The 16746-nt window shown below is 68.3% G+C and carries 12 protein-coding genes and 1 pseudogene; 6 read left to right on the forward strand and 7 right to left on the reverse strand.

Annotation, left to right across the window (positions count from 1 at the left end):
* The first annotated feature begins 5 nt into the window (after positions 1-5).
* Both ACWBNA_RS28250 and ACWBNA_RS28255 read left to right on the forward strand, forming a co-directional pair.
* Positions 6-1124, forward strand: coding sequence for a fatty acid desaturase family protein (locus ACWBNA_RS28250; RefSeq protein ID WP_482707322.1), 1119 nt, complete (start codon positions 6-8; stop codon positions 1122-1124).
* Between the two features lie 314 nt (positions 1125-1438).
* On the forward strand, positions 1439-1609 hold the full coding sequence (locus ACWBNA_RS28255; protein ID WP_482707373.1) for an ATP-dependent DNA ligase: 171 nt from the start codon (positions 1439-1441) through the stop codon (positions 1607-1609).
* A gap of 262 nt (positions 1610-1871) precedes the next feature.
* Here the strand turns inward: ACWBNA_RS28255 and ACWBNA_RS28260 are convergent, their stop codons facing one another.
* Positions 1872-2435: a DinB family protein gene (locus ACWBNA_RS28260; RefSeq protein WP_482707323.1), complete on the reverse strand. Its 564-nt coding sequence runs from the start codon at positions 2433-2435 to the stop codon at positions 1872-1874.
* An 858-nt stretch (positions 2436-3293) separates the two neighbouring features.
* Between ACWBNA_RS28260 and ACWBNA_RS28265 the strand changes: the two genes are divergently transcribed.
* Positions 3294-4511 carry a hypothetical protein gene (locus tag ACWBNA_RS28265; protein ID WP_482707324.1) on the forward strand — a complete coding sequence of 406 codons (1218 nt, stop codon included), beginning with the start codon at positions 3294-3296 and terminating at the stop codon, positions 4509-4511.
* Positions 4512-4848: 337 nt separating this feature from the next.
* On the opposite strand, the gene ACWBNA_RS28270 is transcribed toward ACWBNA_RS28265, so the two are convergent.
* Positions 4849-7011: an ATP-binding SpoIIE family protein phosphatase gene (locus tag ACWBNA_RS28270; protein WP_482707325.1), complete on the reverse strand. Its 2163-nt coding sequence runs from the start codon at positions 7009-7011 to the stop codon at positions 4849-4851.
* Positions 7012-7421: 410 nt separating this feature from the next.
* Positions 7422-7636: pseudogene (locus ACWBNA_RS28275) on the reverse strand (ATP-binding protein); the annotation flags it as partial.
* On the opposite strand from ACWBNA_RS28275, the gene ACWBNA_RS28280 reads away from it, so the two are divergent.
* The gene (locus ACWBNA_RS28280; RefSeq protein WP_482707374.1) at positions 7581-8414 is read left to right on the forward strand and encodes a DinB family protein; all 834 of its coding nucleotides are present in this window, start codon (positions 7581-7583) and stop codon (positions 8412-8414) included. The pseudogene ACWBNA_RS28275 and the gene ACWBNA_RS28280 sit on opposite strands and share 56 nt — an antisense overlap.
* A 1227-nt stretch (positions 8415-9641) precedes the next feature.
* Here the strand turns inward: ACWBNA_RS28280 and ACWBNA_RS28285 are convergent.
* Both ACWBNA_RS28285 and ACWBNA_RS28290 read right to left on the reverse strand, forming a co-directional pair.
* Positions 9642-9908, reverse strand: a complete 267-nt coding sequence (locus ACWBNA_RS28285) for a metal-sensitive transcriptional regulator (RefSeq protein WP_482707326.1) — start codon at positions 9906-9908, stop codon at positions 9642-9644.
* 94 nt (positions 9909-10002) lie between these two features.
* Positions 10003-12159, reverse strand: a complete 2157-nt coding sequence (locus ACWBNA_RS28290) for an MMPL family transporter (RefSeq protein WP_482707327.1) — start codon at positions 12157-12159, stop codon at positions 10003-10005.
* 112 nt (positions 12160-12271) lie between these two features.
* Here ACWBNA_RS28290 and ACWBNA_RS28295 point away from each other — a divergent pair, with 112 nt between their 5' ends.
* Positions 12272-12658 (forward strand): DUF302 domain-containing protein, encoded by a 387-nt coding sequence (locus ACWBNA_RS28295; RefSeq protein ID WP_482707328.1) that lies wholly within the window; start codon positions 12272-12274, stop codon positions 12656-12658.
* A 744-nt stretch (positions 12659-13402) separates the two neighbouring features.
* A complete protein-coding gene (gene bla / locus ACWBNA_RS28300; protein ID WP_482707329.1) occupies positions 13403-14374 on the forward strand; it encodes a class A beta-lactamase in 972 nt (323 codons plus the stop codon).
* A 742-nt stretch (positions 14375-15116) separates the two neighbouring features.
* Here bla and ACWBNA_RS28305 read toward each other — a convergent pair.
* Both ACWBNA_RS28305 and ACWBNA_RS28310 read right to left on the reverse strand, forming a co-directional pair.
* Positions 15117-15557 (reverse strand): tetratricopeptide repeat protein, encoded by a 441-nt coding sequence (locus ACWBNA_RS28305; protein ID WP_482707330.1) that lies wholly within the window; start codon positions 15555-15557, stop codon positions 15117-15119.
* On the reverse strand, positions 15557-16666 hold the full coding sequence (locus ACWBNA_RS28310; RefSeq protein WP_482707331.1) for an LLM class flavin-dependent oxidoreductase: 1110 nt from the start codon (positions 16664-16666) through the stop codon (positions 15557-15559). Before ACWBNA_RS28310 ends, ACWBNA_RS28305 begins: the two co-directional genes overlap by 1 nt.
* Between the last annotated feature and the right edge of the window lie 80 nt (positions 16667-16746).

A 16746-nucleotide genomic window follows, 5' to 3' on the forward strand; every position in this document is an offset into this window, starting at 1 on the left:
GCACCTTGACCGCCATCGACCCCACTGCCCACCTGACCGCGGAGCAGATCGAGGAGCTCGGCCGCGAGCTGGACGCGATCCGCGACGAGGTGATCGCCGACCGCGGCGAGAAAGACGCCGCCTACATCCGCAAGGTCATCTCGGCCCAGCGCAAGCTCGAGCTGGTCAGCAGGGGCGTGCTGCTGTTCTCGATCTTCCCGCCCGCGTGGCTGATCGGCACCGCCGGACTGTCCGTGGCGAAGATCATGGACAACATGGAGATCGGCCACAACATCCTGCACGGCCAGTGGGACTGGATGCGGGACCCGAAGATCCACTCCACCACCTGGGAGTGGGACCACGTCTCGCCGTCCGAGCAATGGAAGCACTCGCACAACGAGCTGCACCACACGTACACCAACGTGATCGGCAAGGACAACGACCTCGGCTACGGCATCATGCGCGTCGACGAGGACCAGAAGTGGCACCCGTTCCACCTCGGCCAGCCGCTGTGGAACTTCCTCAACGCCTGCTTCTTCGAGTACGGCATCGCAGCGTACGACCTGGAGCTCGGCAAGAACCTGCACAAGCGCCGCCGCAAGAACCCGGAATTCCGCGCGCGGGCCAAGGCCGTGGGCCGCAAGATCCGCAAGCAGGTGCTCAAGGACTACGTGGTCCACCCGCTCCTGTCGGGCCCGTCGTTCCTCCCCACGCTCGCCGCCACGTTCACCGCGAACCTGGTCCGCAACATCTGGACCCACTCGGTGATCATGTGCGGGCACTTCCCCGAGGGCGTACAGGTCTTCGAGCGCCGGTCGATCAAGGGCGAGACGCGCGGCCAGTGGTACCTGCGCCAGATGATGGGCTCGGCGAACATCAGCGGCAGCAAGGCCATGCACTTCATGACCGGCAACCTGTCGCACCAGATCGAGCACCACCTGTTCCCGGACCTGCCGAGCAACCGGTACGCCGAGGTCGCGGTGAAGGTGCGCGCGCTGTTCGAGAAGTACGAGCTGGAATACGTCACCGGCCCGCTGCCCAAGCAGGTGTTCTCCGCGTGGCACAAGGTCTTCCGGCTCTCGCTGCCGAACAAGAAGCCCAAGGTCAAAACGCCGGACCGCGAGCAGGAGCTCGTCGCCGCCTGATTCCCGGTATTGGTTCAGATCTCTCGGCCGTACCGGCGGCACCGCCGGGTCCGGTGAGATCCGTCGCGGACGGTGGGCGAGCGCGACGTCAGACCGTACGACACGGGATCCGGGGCAGCCAGTGTCCGGCTGCGCTGCCCGGAGGTGCGCCAGGAACCCAGCACCCAGCCCCCGGCGAGGTGTTGTAGTGCGCTGACCTGACACTATCGGCCGGTAGTCGGGGGCGTACGCGCACTCGATTTGCCGACGGGCGGGCTGGGTGGAAGGCATGGACTGTGACGCGGACACTGCCGGAACCGAAGCTCGCCGCCCCTGTGGCCGACCCTGCACTGCTGCCGGGGTGGGCGGGTGAGCCGAAGTGGGACGGGTTCCGGGCGCAGGTATGGCTCGAGTCCGGCCGGGTGGTGCTGAACTCACGGCGGGGCACCAACCTGGCGCCGGCATTCCCGGAGATCGTGCCGGTGCCGGCCTCACCGCCGCGATAGCTCAGGGGGCCGCCCGATCCATCACGGCCCGGATGGTGGACAAGTCTGCGCGCCTTGTTCGTCCTGAACCTCGAATGAGCCCGCTGACAGATGATCTACACCCGAGACATCCGCCCAACACAGCATGACCACCCCGAACGACCCTCACGCCACCACCCTGACCGGCTACTTCAAGAGGGCGCAGTTTCACTGAAGCTCGCAGCCACGGAGCGTCACGGAGTCCAGGTAGGTTTCCGAAGCTCCATCGCCGGATACCGGAAAGTCATATTCGGCGCGGTACGGCTCCGTCCTGCCAGCGGTAGAGGTCGCGCAGCAGGGAAATCTCGGCGCCGTGATGGATCAGCTCCCTGTTGACGTGGAGGACCCTGTTCTCCATGGGAAACCGCTCGGGACCCGCCGTGGGCGGATTCTCCAGGTCAGCGTCCGAGAGCTCGCGGACCCCCGCGTTCCATCTCCCATACATCTCATCAAGCTGTTTTAGCGCCTCGTCAGCGGTCCCCGCGTAGGCGAATGTCTCAGAGTCGAAGTCCTGGCCGCCGAAGTACCATCCGACCCGGTAGCCCAGGCACGAGACGATGATGTGCGCCAACCGCCAGGCAATCGTGGTCACCGGCGCCGGCACCGGGTCAGGGGACGCGGAGTCCATCGTCCATTCCCCCGAACCTGCCGACATCGGTGCGGCCGACGTTCCACGTGGGCGGATGCTCCAGCAGCCGCGCACCGGCTCCCAGAAGTACTCCTCGTCGGTAAGACCATGCAACTGCGGCCGCAGGTTCTTGTGCCAGTACCAGTCCAGTTGCTCCGCGAGCCGCTCGCTTCTTGTCATTTCCGCACACTACATACCACGGAGACCTGGCTGCGATCCTCGCAGACGCCGTCGCCGGCCGTGGGCCGCGAGAGCGTACCGCACCGGGAGACGACGCTGGGGGCTGATGTGCCCTTCGGACCGCGCCGCCGCGAGCGGCTGTTTGACATTAACAACCCGGCTGGCTGGGCTGGGTTCAATGACCCAAAGGTGACAGCCTCGACCAATGACATGACGGATGATCAAGACCGCAGACTCCCGCCCGAGATCAGCATGAGTATCCCGAGCGAGCGCCACGTCAGAGCCTCCGACCTGCATGTTCGAAGACGGCCAAGATCAATGTACGGGTAGTACAGGGCCCATCCGCTGCATCATGCCCATCCCCACGTCTCACGCCGATCGGCGATTGCGTCAGGCACCCGATGAGCGTAGGACAGCAGTGTCAACCGCGGGATGTCAGGCGGCAATGCCGCCCCTGACCAGTGACCGGGACTTTGATCCCTGATCCCGCCAACGCCGTCGTACGGACACGCGGTTGCGGTGCGCGCAACCCAGGCGCCCCAACCGTGTCTTCGTCCCGCGTCATCACCAAGGTGAGAGCGTCTTGCCGGATAGCTCTGCCTGCTACGAGGCGGGCTATCCGGCCCGGCTGGCCATCACCGGCGCGGCAAGGTCCGGCGCGACCGTCCTGTCCGGCCGGGAGCTGGCGGCGACGCGAGTGGTGCCATGTGCCTCGTCGGCCGAGCAGCATGGCGGCCTGCAGCACCCTTATCTGGCAGGTGGCTCCGGCCGAGGAAACCGACCTCAGGACGGGATGTCAGTGCCGGCACATACAGTCGCTCCGACGTTACGGGGCACGCACACGGGGTGGTCGCATTGGTGTCGGGACGACCGGTCGATCCGGAAGAGGCGCGGCAGTTGATGCTGCGTAACGGCTGCAAGCCGAAGACGGCCTTCACCACTGTGAAGGCAGAGTGGCCCTGCATCTGTGAGAGGTGCGAGGCGGACATCGCCCCGACGTACGACAGCATCGCCTCGGCAGCGAAGAAGAACGGCGACACCCCGCGCGGTTGCCGTGACTGCGCCGACCGGGCGCGGGCGGAGAAGTATCGGCTGGACGAGGTGCAGTTGGCGAAGACGATCGCCCAGGCCAACATCAAGCTGCTCGAGCCCTACACCAACAACAGGACGCGCGTGGAGAGCATCTGCCTCAACGAGGGCTGCCCGCGCCAGGGCAAACCGATCAAGGTCTTGATCAAGGCGGTCCGCCGGGGCGCCATGGCCTGCAAGTACTGCGCCCTGCGGGCGATCGATCCGGATGTGGCCGTCGCCATCATGCGCGATCAGGGCCTGGTCGAGCCCACGACCGCCTATGAACGGGTCGATGAACCATGGCCGGGCATCTGCCAGCGCTGCCATCGCGCGGTGAAGCCGCGGCTGCACGACGTCATGCGGGGCCAGGGGGCCTGCATTCACTGCGCCCCGAACACCCCTCTGACCAAGGAGCAGGCATGGGACAGGGCGCTGTCCTACCGGTTCCACCCGCACGACCCGGACGCCTTCGACAGCACCAACACCCCCTGGGCGGGCACCTGCATGGACTGCTCGGGGCCGGTGAACCCCTGCCTGGGCAACCTCTACCGCGGACAGGGTGCCTGCAACTCCCGCAGCTGCAAGCTCACCGGATTCAAGGACAGCGAACCAGGGCTCGTCTATCTGGTGCAACGGGCCTCGGACCCGGCCATGGCAAAGATCGGCATCTGCGAGGACTCCGCACGCAATACTCGGCTGAAGGTCCACACGCGCAACGGCTGGGAGGTCGTCTCCACCCGGCCCTTCGCCGTGGGACTGCACGCGCGGCTGGTGGAGGGAGCCATCAAGCGCCTGTGGTTCACCGAGCGCGGCTGGAGCAACGGAGCGGCCCGCGGAGAGGACTGGAGCGACGGATACACCGAAACCGTTCTGCTCGACGACCCCGCGCGAGGTGAGAAGTGGGCGCTGCTGACGCCGTTGGCGTTGTGGACGGACGTCATGGTCGAATCCGAGCGGCTGGGCTTCGACCTGGACAAGCAGCGTGCCGAGGTGTCCGAAAGCTGATGTCTGCGCCGAGGCCGGGGCGGGCGTAGACGCCTTCTGGTGTGAACGGCCCCGCCGGCCGAGAGGCCGCGCGGAGGGGGTGAGAGTGGCGTTGGGACTCATCCTCTGGGCCGCAGCCAGCTCGTCGTGACGAGTTTGGTCACCGAGCGGGTGCGGGTGGCAAGCTGATGCGCTGGGGTTCTCCCGGAGGCCGTTGAACTCGCAGGTGGGGTGCTTTAGGTTGCCGGACGCGAGGGGTCCGGGGCTGCATCGTGCGTGAGACTCGAACCTGAGCTCAGTGCCCCGGCGCACCACTCAAGAACGGCAGGCATCGGGTGTCATGGGACCCGCAGCCGCGTTACCCCGACACTGCCGCCCAGACCACTTTGCCGGTGTCCGTCCACCGCACCCCCCACCGGGTGGTGAGTCTGTGCACGACGTGCAAGCCACGACCGCCGTCGTCGAGGAGCCCGTTGCGGCCCAGCCGCGGCCTGCCGTTGCCTGTGTCGCCCACCTCGCACAGCAGCCCGTGACCGGTCCTGATCAGCCATACCGTGATGGGCCCGCGGGCGAAGCGGACCGCATTGGCGACCAGCTCGCTGACCACTAGCAGCACGCTGTCCCGGGTGTCATCTCTGGTGCGCCATTGCCCCAGCACCGCTGATACCAGCGTGCGGGCCCGGGCGGCCGCGTCGTCGCGGGCGGACAGCCGCCAGGTCGCGGTGTCCTCCTTGCGGTAGCCGATCATGCGCGCGAGCAGCAGGGTCACGTCGTCGCGTCGGCGCACCGGCGCGAGCACCGAGACCAAGCGCCGCGCGGCCTGCTGCAGGGAATCCCAGGGGTGGACCGTGGACAGGGCGTCCGCCAGCCTGCCGATGCCCTCGTCGATCGATGCGTCGGGATCCTCCACAAGGCCGTCGGTGTAGAGGGCCAGCAGCGAGCCCGGGGGTGCGGCGAACGCGTGCACGTCGAACGGCTCCCGCAGCGCAAACTCCGCGCCCAGGCCGGGGTGGGGGCGGACCGCGAGCTGGACGGCCGGCCCGTTCGGGCGCATCAGGATTGGGGGTAGATGGCCGGCGCTGGACAACACCACGTGGCGGCTGACCGGGTCGTAAACTGCGATGCAGCAGGTCGATCCGAGGGCGCTGTAGCCCGCCGCCAGCCCGGACTCCGCGTCGTCCAGCAGCGTTACGGTCTCGTCCAAGTGCTCCAGCACTTCGTCGGGCGCCAGCCCCGCTGACAGCAGCGCGCGGGCCTCCATGCTCAGCTGCCCCATGGTTGCCGCAGCTCCCAGGCCGTGCCCGACGACATCGCCGACCACCAGCGCGGTACGGCCGTCCGGCAACGGAAAGCTGTTCACCCAGTCACCGCCGACGCCCGCGCTGTCGGGGGTCGCGGGCTGGCACAGGCTGGCAGTCTCGACGGTGTCGTCACTGGTCCGCGGCAGCAGCCGACGCTGCAACGCCAGCACCTGCGTGTGCTCCCGCTGGTGCTGACGGGCCAGATCGACGTGGTGAGAGGTCCTGGCCACCAGTTCCTGCAGGTCGAACAGCTCGCTGTCACCGAACGGGCAGTCCGCCCGCCGCCAGACTTCCGCCACGCCCAGAACCACCGGCGGCGGGCCGTCCAGGACCAGCGGTATGCACGCCACACCCGCCGCCCGGTCACCGGGCACCACGGCACGTACCAGCCGCGGATTGCCGAGTACCCGCTCGATGGCCTCCCGGTCGGGTATGACGACGGCCTGCGCGGCATCGTCACGCCTGATCGTTTGCGACAGCAAGCGACTCGCATCGCTGGGTAGATCGTCGCCCGGAGTCACGAAGCCCTCGGGCCACGCCCGGTCCGGCACCAGGGCCGCACGTCGCAGTCGGATGCGCCCCTGCGGCTGCTCGGCGACCCCCTCGCCCGTCCACACGGCGAAGTCGAGGTCGACGGCGGCCACGTCTCCCCAGGCCAGCAAAGACTCCGCCAGCGACTGCGCGGTCTCGCCGATGTCCAGCGAGGTGCCGATAGCGGTCTCGGCGGCATACAGGTGCAGCCTCCTGGCCATGGCGATCAGGGAGACGGTCAGTCCCTCCTGAGGCGCCGCGGCGGCCAGGATGCTCATCGAGACCACCAGTTCCGACCCGTCGCTGCGCCGCAGGCGCTGGACCCGGGCGACGTGCGCCTCACCGGTCTCGAGGACCTGCCGCAGCCGCCGTGTGACCGTCGGTACGTCCCCGGGAGGCAGAAGATCGGCCAAAGGGCGCCCGGACACGGCGTCCAGCCCCGCGAATACGGGGGCGTCCAGATTGCAGCGGGTGATTCTCAGATCCCGATCCAGGTTGACCGCGCCGAGGATCTGCTCCTGAGGGCCGGGGATCGGATTGGCGTCTCCGCCTTGGCGGACGGTGCGGTCGCCCTGCGAGTCGGCACAACCGGCGGCCGCCGCCGTCGCGCCGCGCGGGATGTACTGCCCCAAGGCGCTACTGACCATGTCGAACGGCGACGAAGACGAGGGGGAGGATGTGGAGTCCATGCGGCTCTCTCAGTTCGCTCACCAACCCCGGCACAGCGCCGGGGCCGTGCCAGAACCCGTGCGATAGGGTCCCGAGATTCCTGAGCGCACACCTCATTCAATACCACCCGGCGCCGCTTGCCCACACCGGCAGACCGCGCAGTGAACGCAACTGCGCATGCGCAAAGGCCACGCGATCATGTCGTACCCGCCGTCGCATCCATCCCCCTATGCACATACGGTGCGGTGATCGCCCCCCAGCCGCTCACACACCTGCCGCCACAGGCGATTCAGCGCCAAGCTGCAGGCCCGACCGCGCGCCCCCACCGGCCCCGACCACACGCACTCCAGCCCCGACCACGGCAGGTCACACGGGCGGCGACGTCCGCGACGTCGACCCGTTAGCCCGCGCGGCGCGGGCTGGGCGCCAATCATCGAGCGCGCCGAAGGGTCTGGGCGGGGCGGGGCGGGGCGGGGCGGTAGGAGTGTGTGCCGATCTCGATGATGTTGCCGCCGTAGGTGAGCCGGTCGACGATGGCCCGCGCACAAGCGCGCGTCGGCGAAGGTCTTCTTCACCGGAGAAGGATTCGTTGCAGGCGATCGCGACGCTGTTGCGTTCTTCGCGCTCGGTCAGGACCTGGAAGAGGCCAAATCAAGCCGGGGAGGCCCGCTTGTCGGTGCTCGGACCTAGTATGCGGAGCATGACGCGCTATGTCGACGAGGATCTGCACGGTGCGGAGTTCCGCGAGTGCGATCTGACCGGGGCACGCCTGATCGGCGTCGTCATGCAGGATGCCGTGATCGACGGGCTCATCACCAACCTCGTGGTGAACGGTGTCGAGGTCAGCGAGTACGTCGAGGCAGAACTCGACCGGCGTCACCCGGTGCGGGTGCTGATCCGCTCCCAGGACCCGGCCGATCTGCGCGAGGCATCGCGTCAGCTCCATGCCGGCTGGACCGCCACGATCGAGCGAATCCGCCGTACGCCCGGCATCGAGCGCCGCAGCGTGAACGACGAGTGGTCGGCGGCGCAGACGATGCGCCACCTGGTCTTCGTCCACGACTCGTGGTTCCGCCGCTGCTGCCTGGGCTCGACGGAGCTGTTCACGCCGATGGGCATCGGGACGACCGTCGAGCCCTACCGTGGAGCTCACGGGCTTGACCTCTCGCTCGATCCGGCCTTCGACGAGATCGTGAGCGTGCGTGACGCACAGGCCGCCGAGCTCGAGGCCTGGCTCGACGAGGTCACCGCTGTGCAGCTCGCATCGCGAGCGCCGGTGCCCGACGACGATGTCTGGCCGCCGTACGCCCGGGGCCGCTTGGTGCGGCAGTGCCTTGGCACGGTACTCAACGAGACCTTCGAGCACCACCGCTTCTGCGTCCGCGACCTCGACCTGATCGAGGCACAGGACGCTGATGACTAGGTGTTTTGATCCCTGGTCGTGAGGTGCGTGTGCCTGGATGATCTGAGTTGCGGGATTTGGTGGGACGGCTCGGCAGTTTTGCCGGGAGTGTGGTGATCCGCTGCCGCAAGCGATGGCGGCGAAGGCGGTGTTCTGCTCGGGTCGGTGCAGGTCACGGCAGCGGCGGAGGCATCAGCGGACCCGGCAGAGGGTGGCCGCGATACAGCGGGGAGAGCAGGCGGAGTGCCCAGTGTGGACGGTGGAGGTGAAGCGGTCGAAGGCGGCGGTGTACTGCTCGGACCGTTGCCGGGTGCGGGCCTGCCGCCAGCGGCGGCGTCACGGAAGCGCCGTAGCCGAACGCCTCGCGAACACCTCGAACACCTCGAACACCCGAGGTTTCGTAAAGTAGTTGGGAGCGAATACGAGCGCTTCGAGCGCCCCTGGCGCAGGCCCTGCCCCGGCGTGCCGCGCGCGCGACCGACGTCACCGAGCCGAGCCCGACAGCCAGTTCGATGCGAGAAGCGCCTACTGATATGCCGGTTGAGGAGGCCGACGCACTCACGCAGCGCAGACGTCGGGCAATCGGCACGCTCTGGTCTCCTGGTCGAGAGTCTCCCCCCGTCCGGCCCGCCGAGGCGTCATCTGGCTACGGCGCTACCCTGCGCTCCCTACGGGACCGAAACCACGAGAACAGGGACCCGGCGGTTACCACCGACGCGGACGTCACCGCAGTGGTCAGCCAACCCCGGTAATCGCCCGTGAGATCAGTGACGAAGCGCATGATAAGGGTGAAAACAACCCAAATCGCCAGCCATCGAGCCGTCTTGGCCATTCGCCTCTGCACTCGCACAGTGTGAGCGTACTGGTGGGCCTTAGGGAGAACGCCAGTCCTCGATCTGTCGTGCTCCACACGAGCCACAGACGGTCTCCCTGTCGGGAAACTGCCGACGACATCCGGGGCAATGAAACGCTGGCGGCCCTGCGTCTGCCTGATCACTCACCGCCACGTCCAAAGGCTTTGTCAGGGCCAGCTAAGCCGGGGGTATCCACGAAAGGGACTCCGCTGAACGGCTGTCCCTCGCGAACCCCGCGCGATCGAGCACGTCACCGGGTCAGAAAAGGCCGGAGTAGCCATCCAAGCGGGCCCGGCTCGTTGTCCGCAGACCGCGATCACGTGAGCCCCGTCGCGCTTCAACGCCCGACTCCATCCGGACTCATCCTCCGGCGTCCGCCCTTCGTCGGTCCGTGTCAGGCGAGGGTGAGGAAGAGTTTTTCGAGTTCGGCTTCGCTCATCGGGGGTGTGTCCTCGTCCGCGGCGGCCATGCACTGGCGCATGCCGCTGGCGACGATTTTGAAACCGGCGCGGTCCAGGGCGCGGGAGACCGCGGCGAGCTGAGTGACGACGTCCTTGCAGTCGCGGCCGGCCTCGATCATGGCGATGACACCGGCGAGTTGCCCCTGGGCGCGGCGGAGGCGGTTGAGAACGGCGGTGCTGGCTTCCTCGTCGACCTTCACGGGCGATCCTCCTGGTGGATTTCTACGCTCGATCGTACCCCCTGGGGTATCGGTGGCCCCGGCGCGGGGCTGGGGCCACCAGGGGCGGGGGTGGTCAGTCGTGGGAGAAGCGGATGTCGGGCAGGACCCTGCGTAGCCACGCGGGGCTCCACCACGCGGCGCGGCCGGTGAGGCGGAGCAGGGTGGGGAGCAGTACGAGTCGGATGAGGAAGGCGTCGAGGAGAACGGCGGTGCCGAGGACGATGCCCATCTCCTTGGGCGGGAGCGGTTCGGCGAGGGCGAAGGTGAAGAAGACGGCGACCATGACGCCCGCTGCCGCGAAGATGACGCGGCCGGAGTGAGCGAGGGCGGCGGTCATGGCCGTACGGGGGTCGCCCGTGTGCTCGAAGTGCTCCTTGGCGGAGGAGAGCAGGAAGACGGTGTAGTCCATGGCGATGGCGAAGATCATCGCGAAGAAGAAGACTGGACCCCAGCCGTCGAGGAATCCCTGCGGGTCGAAGCCGAGCAGTCTGGAGCCGTGGCCGTTCTGGAAGATCAGCCGGGCGACGCCGAAGGCGGCGGCGGTGGCGAGGAGATTGGTGAGCACCCCGAGGGCTGCGATCAGCGGGGCCTGGAGGGCGATGAGCAGCAGGACGAAGCCGAGGGCCAGGATGACGCCGATGACCAGCGGGGCCTTGTCGTCCAGGGCCTGTTGGAGGTCGAGGTTTTCCACGGCCGCGCCGCCGACCGACGCCTCGCTGGGGAGTTCGGCCCGGAGGGTCTTGACGGTGCTCTTCAGTGACGCGTCGGAGGGGTCGACCGACGGCATGGCCTGGATCAGACTCCAATGCGAGCCGTCGGCGGCCGGCTGGGCGGGCAGGACGGCGGCGATGCCGTCGGTGGAGGTGAGGGTGCGGGCTGTGGCCTGCGCCTGGGCGGTGGGCGTGACGATCTGGAGCATGCCGGGGGCGCCCGTGCCGAGGGCCTGCTGCACCATCTCGTAGCCCTGCCGTGAGCTGTCGGCGGCGGGGACGACGGTGATGGACGGCATCGCGGTCTTCAGCCCGAACACCGGGACAGCGAGCGCGAACAGGACCAGCAGTGCGGGTACTCCGTAGCGCAGCGGGTGCCGCCATAGCTGCTCGCCCCAGGCGCCGAAGCGCGGGGAGACGACCTGATGGGTACGGGCCCGGGGAAGGGCGAGCTTGTTGACGCGCGGGCCCAGCTTGCCGAGGACGGCGGGCAGCAGAGTCAGGGTCGCGGCGAGCACGAAGACGACGGAGAGCATGATGCCAACGGCCATGGTGCGGACCGCTGGAGCGGGCACGAGCATGACCGCGGACAGGCTGACGAGCACGGTCAGTCCGGACAGCAAGACGGCCTTGCCGGCGGTGTCCATGGTCTCCTGCACCGCGCGGCGTGGGTCGTCGTGGCGGGCGAGGGCGCCGCGGAAGCGGATGACGAGGAAGAGCGCGTAGTCGATTCCGAGCGCGAGGGCGAACATCAGGGCGAAGTCCATGGCCCAGATGGAGATCGGCGTGACATGGCCGATCAGGACCAATGAGCCCACGGAGGCGGCCAGCCCGGCCATGGTGAGCAGCAGGGGCAGGCCGGCGGCGACGAGCGAGCCGAAGGCGAGCACGAGGACGATCAGGGTGACCGGCCAGGACAGAATCTCGGCCTGGATCATCGCGTCGAGGTTGGCGGTGTTGAAGTCGCTCCACATGACGGATGCCCCAGTGGCCCGTACGGCGATGCCGTTGGTGGACAGCGCGCGCAGCGGATCCTTCAGGTCGTCGGAGGCGCGCACCATGTCGTCCGGGTTGGCCTTGGCGCCGGCCAGCAGTACGGCGGTCCTGTTGTCCCGGCTGATCGTCACCGCGGCCCGAGGCTGGACGACCCCGGAGATCCGCTCATCAGCGGTCAGCAACTGGGTCGCCTTGGCGAGCACGGTCTGCACGGCGGGGTCGGTGACCGGCCGGTCGGCGTGGACGACGACCTGGATGGCGGTGGAGCCGGTGCCGCCGAAGTGCTGCTGGGCCAGCTCCCGGACCGCGACGGATTCCGATCCGTTGCTCTGCCAGCCCGCACCGGACAGTGCGGTGGTCACCTGCGGCGCGAAGGCACCGAGCACGGCGACCACAATCACCCACCCCGCCAGCACGGTCCTGAAGTGGCTCGCCGTCCAGTCGCCGAGGCGCCCCAGCGGGCCGGGTGACGAGGGTGGGGGCGGTGCGGCTTCGGTCTTCGGGGCGTGGTCGACGCTCGTCATGGAATCCTCCTGATACCCCGGGGGGTAATTTGATCTGCGACGACGAGCGTACCCGATACCCGTGGGGGTATTATTGAGTCACATACGCACGCTGCCCATCACCGGAGAACCCGTGAGCTACGACCGCACCGTCAGCCTGACCAGCGACTTCGCCACCACGGTCGCGGCCGTACGCGAAGCCCTCGCCGCCCAGGGCTTCGGCATCCTCACCGAGATCGACGTCACAGCCACCCTCAAGGCCAAGCTCGGCCACGACATGGAGGACTACCTGATTCTCGGCGCCTGCAACCCGTCTCTGGCCCACCGCGCCATCGAAGCCGACCGCACCATCGGCCTGCTGCTGCCCTGCAACGTCGTCGTACGCCGACAGGGCGACCGCACGCTCGTCCAGGCCCTGGACCCCGACACCATGGTCACTCTGACCGGTCTGCCCGCCCTGCAGCCCGTCGCACAGGAGGCTGCTGCCCGCCTGGACGCCGCCCTCGCCTCGCTCGCCTGACTGCCCGTGATCCCTGCCTTGCGAGGCACGACCGGACACGCCGCTGTGGATTGTCGCCAGGCACGGGCGGCCCCCTCACGTCCGATCGGCCCCTGGCGAGGATTCGCGCGAAGTGGCAGATCTTCGGGGAGCGCCGGCCGCCGGGCCGGGTTTTACAGAAGCTGGACGGCGGCCGCGCACCTCCCCGTCGGGGGGTCATCCACGCCGTCGACTGCGAAGAAGCACCCCCGGGACACCGGCCCCTCCCCCGACCACAGCCGGACCAGTCTTCACCTGGCGGGTTTTCGGCTGGATGAAGTCGGTGTCGACGCGCTCGCGGCGCCGACGGCCAGTGGCGACATCCCGCACGCTGGCACCGCACCTGCCCCGACCTCTCCCCCGCCGACGTCCCCGACGCGACGGCGCCGCCGCACTGACGCGGCACGGGCGCGGCGGCCGGGCCGACGCGCAACCCGGCTGCGCGCGCCCCGATACCCGGACGCATCCGCGCCGCCCATCCCGCTTGTCGCCTCGGTCAGCCGTCACCTCCGACCGCCGACGGCCGGCCAGTCGAGGCGTCATGAGGAGCAGGACGAGAGGCACCACGAGGGACATCAAGAACGGAACATCGCAGGTTGCTCCAGTACTTGCTGCGGAAGACGCCGTCCGTGGTCGGGACAATCGGCGGACAGCCGAAGCGCCGGATCAGGCCGACTTCGCGAATGGACGTGACGGCGATCAGAAGTTTCTGATCTTCTCTTCGGCATGACATCACATATCCGACTGCGACTGGTGTTAGGGGCCGCGGCATCAACTTCTGCGCTGCTGGGCGGCCTCGCTTATGTGACGGGTGCCGTCACCGGCGAGACGAGCACCTCCATCGTCGCCGCCCGGCCGGGGAGCAGCGCCCCCTCCGACTCCGCCCTGCGCAGGACGCTGCAGGAACTCGAGAAGTCCTACGACGGGCGTATCGGTGCGGTGGGCATCGACCTTGGGACCGGCAGAACGGTCGGCTACCGGGCCGACGAGCGCTTCCCGTTCAACTCCATGTTCAAGGTGTTCGCGTGCGCGGCAGTGCTGCACAAAGCGCGCACCAGCGACCCCGGGCTGATGGACAAGGTGGTCCGCTGGAAGCCTGCCGAGATGGCCGAGCTGACCGCGAACTCCCCGGAAACGACTGAATACACCGACACCGGCATGACACCAGCACAGCTGTGCCGCGCCGGGATCACCAAATCCGACGGCTTCGCGGGCAACACACTGCTGAAGCAGATCAGCGGGCCGCGCGGGCTGACCGAGTTCTTCCGCGCGACCGGTGATGGGACGAGTCGCCTGGACCGACCAGAGCCTGGGCTGACCGAGTGGAAGCCCGGTGAAAAACGCGACACCACCACCCCCGCGGCGGCCGCACAGACCTTCACCAAGCTCACCACAGGTAAGACCCTCCATACCCGCGACCGTGCGCGACTGGTCGGCTGGCTGAAGGCCAGCCTCACCGGCGCCAACCGGATCCGGGCCGGACTCCCCCAGGACTGGACAGTCGGCGACAAGACCGGAACCGGCGGCGCGAGAAACTACGGCACCGCCAATGACCTGGCCCTCGTCTGGACACCCCGCTCGAACGCGCCGATCGTCTTGTCGGTGTTCACCAACCGCAACCTCAACAACACCCCTCACGATGACAAGGTGATCGCCTCCACCGCGACCGCGCTGGCCAAGGCCCTCGGCAGGTTGTGACCGGCAGTTCCCGCCACTACTAGAGCGAGTTCGCATGGACGGGAAACCGCGCTGGCCAGGCCCGTCCGAGCAGCGCGCCTGGCGCGCCTTCATCGGCATACATCCGCAACCTCCCAGCGCGCAGGCTGCAGGCCGCGGGGAACCTGTCCATTGAAGGGTGGCCAATGGCCTCAACACTCTGATGCGCCGCACCGCACGCCACTGCCGCGGCGCCGAAGGGCAGGTCGAAGGGGAACGTGTTCGGGTACGACTCGCGCTGGTGCTCATCGACCAGCAGCCGGAGATGCCTGCGCGAATACCGGACTACCCGAGATCGACCGTGACTCCCTGAATGCCTACGCCGACGATGCCGTTGCCATCCGCCTCGCCGTTCGCACGGCGGGCCGGCGCCGCTTCATCACGCTCGATCCGGGGACCGAGATCTGCCCGGCCTTCACGGTCGTGGAATGGATGCCGGCCTCAGGACGAGGTTCCGCACGGACGCGGTCGCGGCATCATCAGGGAGGCGCATGACGCGGCGGTCGAGCAGATCATCCAGGTGGCAGCGCGCCCAACACGGCCTTCGCCCACGCCGCGAGGCGAGCCTCGGCTGGTCGTCGCCGCTGGGAGGGCGGCCATACGGGAGATCTACGGCTGGCGCCGGGCGGAGTTGAAGAGGCTCGACCCTGGCCTGACGAAGGCCGCAGGGCATGTGGGAGGGGCACCGGTTGACCGGTGCCCCTCTTCCGCGTACACGCTCGACTCAGTTCTCGGCGGACAGCTCGCCCGAGAAGGCGGCAGCCATCCGCAGCCAGGGCGCCGCCTCGTCTCGGCGCCCCTGGCGTTCCAGGGTGCGCCCCAGCATCAGGTGGGCGTAGTGCTCCACCGGATCGCGGTCGATGACCTGACGCAACTGCTCCTCGGCCCGCCTCAGTTGCGCGGAGTGATAGTAGGCCCGGGCCAGCAGCAGCCGGGGACCGGTCTGCTCGGGGACCTCTTCGACGACGACGGCCAGAAGACGGACGGCACCGATGTAGTCCCGGTCCTCGAAGAGCAGTTGAGCTCTCTCCCAGCGCTCGAGGACGGTCTCCTCGTGCGGCCCGCCGACGCCGTTGTCGAACAGGTGCAGGGCACTGGCCCAACGGTCGGGCGCGACTCCGCCCTGCGCCGGGTAGGCGTTGAAGGTGTCGACGTTGTCGGTCATCAGTTTTCCCTTCCTGCCGGCTCCTGGGCGAGACCGGCGCCGCGAGCGGCGAGCAGCGATACATGGGTGGGGGCGTCGGGCACCTCGGCCGGCCGGCTCTTGGCGAACTCCTTCCGCAGGACGGGCACGACCTCCTCTCCGAGCATGTCGAGCTGCTCCAGCACCGCCTTGAGCGGGACTCCGCCGCCATCCACCATGAACAGCTGGCGCTGGTAGTCACCGGCGTACTCGCGGAAGGACAGCGTCTTCTCGATGACCTGCTCCGGGGTACCGACGGTCAGCGGGGTGTGCTCCATGTACTCCTCCATGGACATCCCGCCGCCCATCACCGGGGAACGGTCGAAGACCGGGCGGAACTCGCGTATCGCGTCCTGGGAGGTTCGGCGCATGTACACCTGGCCGCCGAGGCCGACGATCGCCTGCTCGGCGCTGCCGTGACCGTAGTGCGCGTACCGCTCCCGGTACAGGTCGATCATCTTCTGGGTGTGCTCCTTCGGCCAGAAGATGTTGTTGTGGAAGAAGCCGTCCCCGTAGTAGGCGGCCTGCTCGGCGATCTCCGGGGAGCGGATGGATCCGTGCCAGACGAACGGCGGTACGCCGTCCAGGGGCCGCGGCGTTGCGGTGAACCCTTGGAGCGGCGTGCGGAACTTCCCCTCCCAGTCCACGACGTCCTCGCGCCACAGCCGGTGCAGCAGCGCGTAGTTCTCGACGGCAAGGCTGATCCCGTCGCGGATGTCCTTGCCGAACCAGGGATACACCGGGCCGGTGTTGCCGCGGCCCATCATCAAGTCCACGCGCCCGTCCGCCAGGTGCTGGAGCATCGCGTAGTCCTCGGCGATCTTCACCGGGTCGTTCGTGGTGATCAGCGTGGTGGAGGTGGACAGGGTGATGCGCTCGGTCCGGGCGGCGATCCAGCCCAGCATCGTGGTCGGCGACGACGGCACGAACGGCCGGTTGTGGTGCTCGCCGGTCGCGAAGACGTCCAGGCCCACCTCCTCGGCCTTCTGCGCGATGGCGACCATCGCCTTGATCCGCTCGTGCTCGGTCGGCGTACGGCCCGTGGCCGGGTCCGTGGCGACATCACCGACGGTGAAGATACCGACCTGCATCGTGATCAGTCCTTCCTGAGTTGATACATCAACTACAACACCATAACTCGCCCCGGCGCATCCGTATTCCGGCTGCACCC

The sequence above is a fragment of the Streptomyces sp. Q2 genome, assembly GCF_056820935.1.

Bases quoted from the DNA above. Each gene is read 5' to 3' on its own strand.
- ACWBNA_RS28270 (WP_482707325.1), bottom strand. From the start codon at position 7,011: ATGGACTCCACATCCTCCCCCTCGTCTTCGTCGCCGTTCGACATGGTC.
- bla (WP_482707329.1), top strand. From the start codon at position 13,403: ATGACATCACATATCCGACTGCGACTGGTGTTAGGGGCCGCGGCATCA.
- ACWBNA_RS28290 (WP_482707327.1), bottom strand. From the start codon at position 12,159: ATGACGAGCGTCGACCACGCCCCGAAGACCGAAGCCGCACCGCCCCCA.
- ACWBNA_RS28260 (WP_482707323.1), bottom strand. From the start codon at position 2,435: ATGACAAGAAGCGAGCGGCTCGCGGAGCAACTGGACTGGTACTGGCAC.
- ACWBNA_RS28305 (WP_482707330.1), bottom strand. From the start codon at position 15,557: ATGACCGACAACGTCGACACCTTCAACGCCTACCCGGCGCAGGGCGGA.
- ACWBNA_RS28310 (WP_482707331.1), bottom strand. From the start codon at position 16,666: ATGCAGGTCGGTATCTTCACCGTCGGTGATGTCGCCACGGACCCGGCC.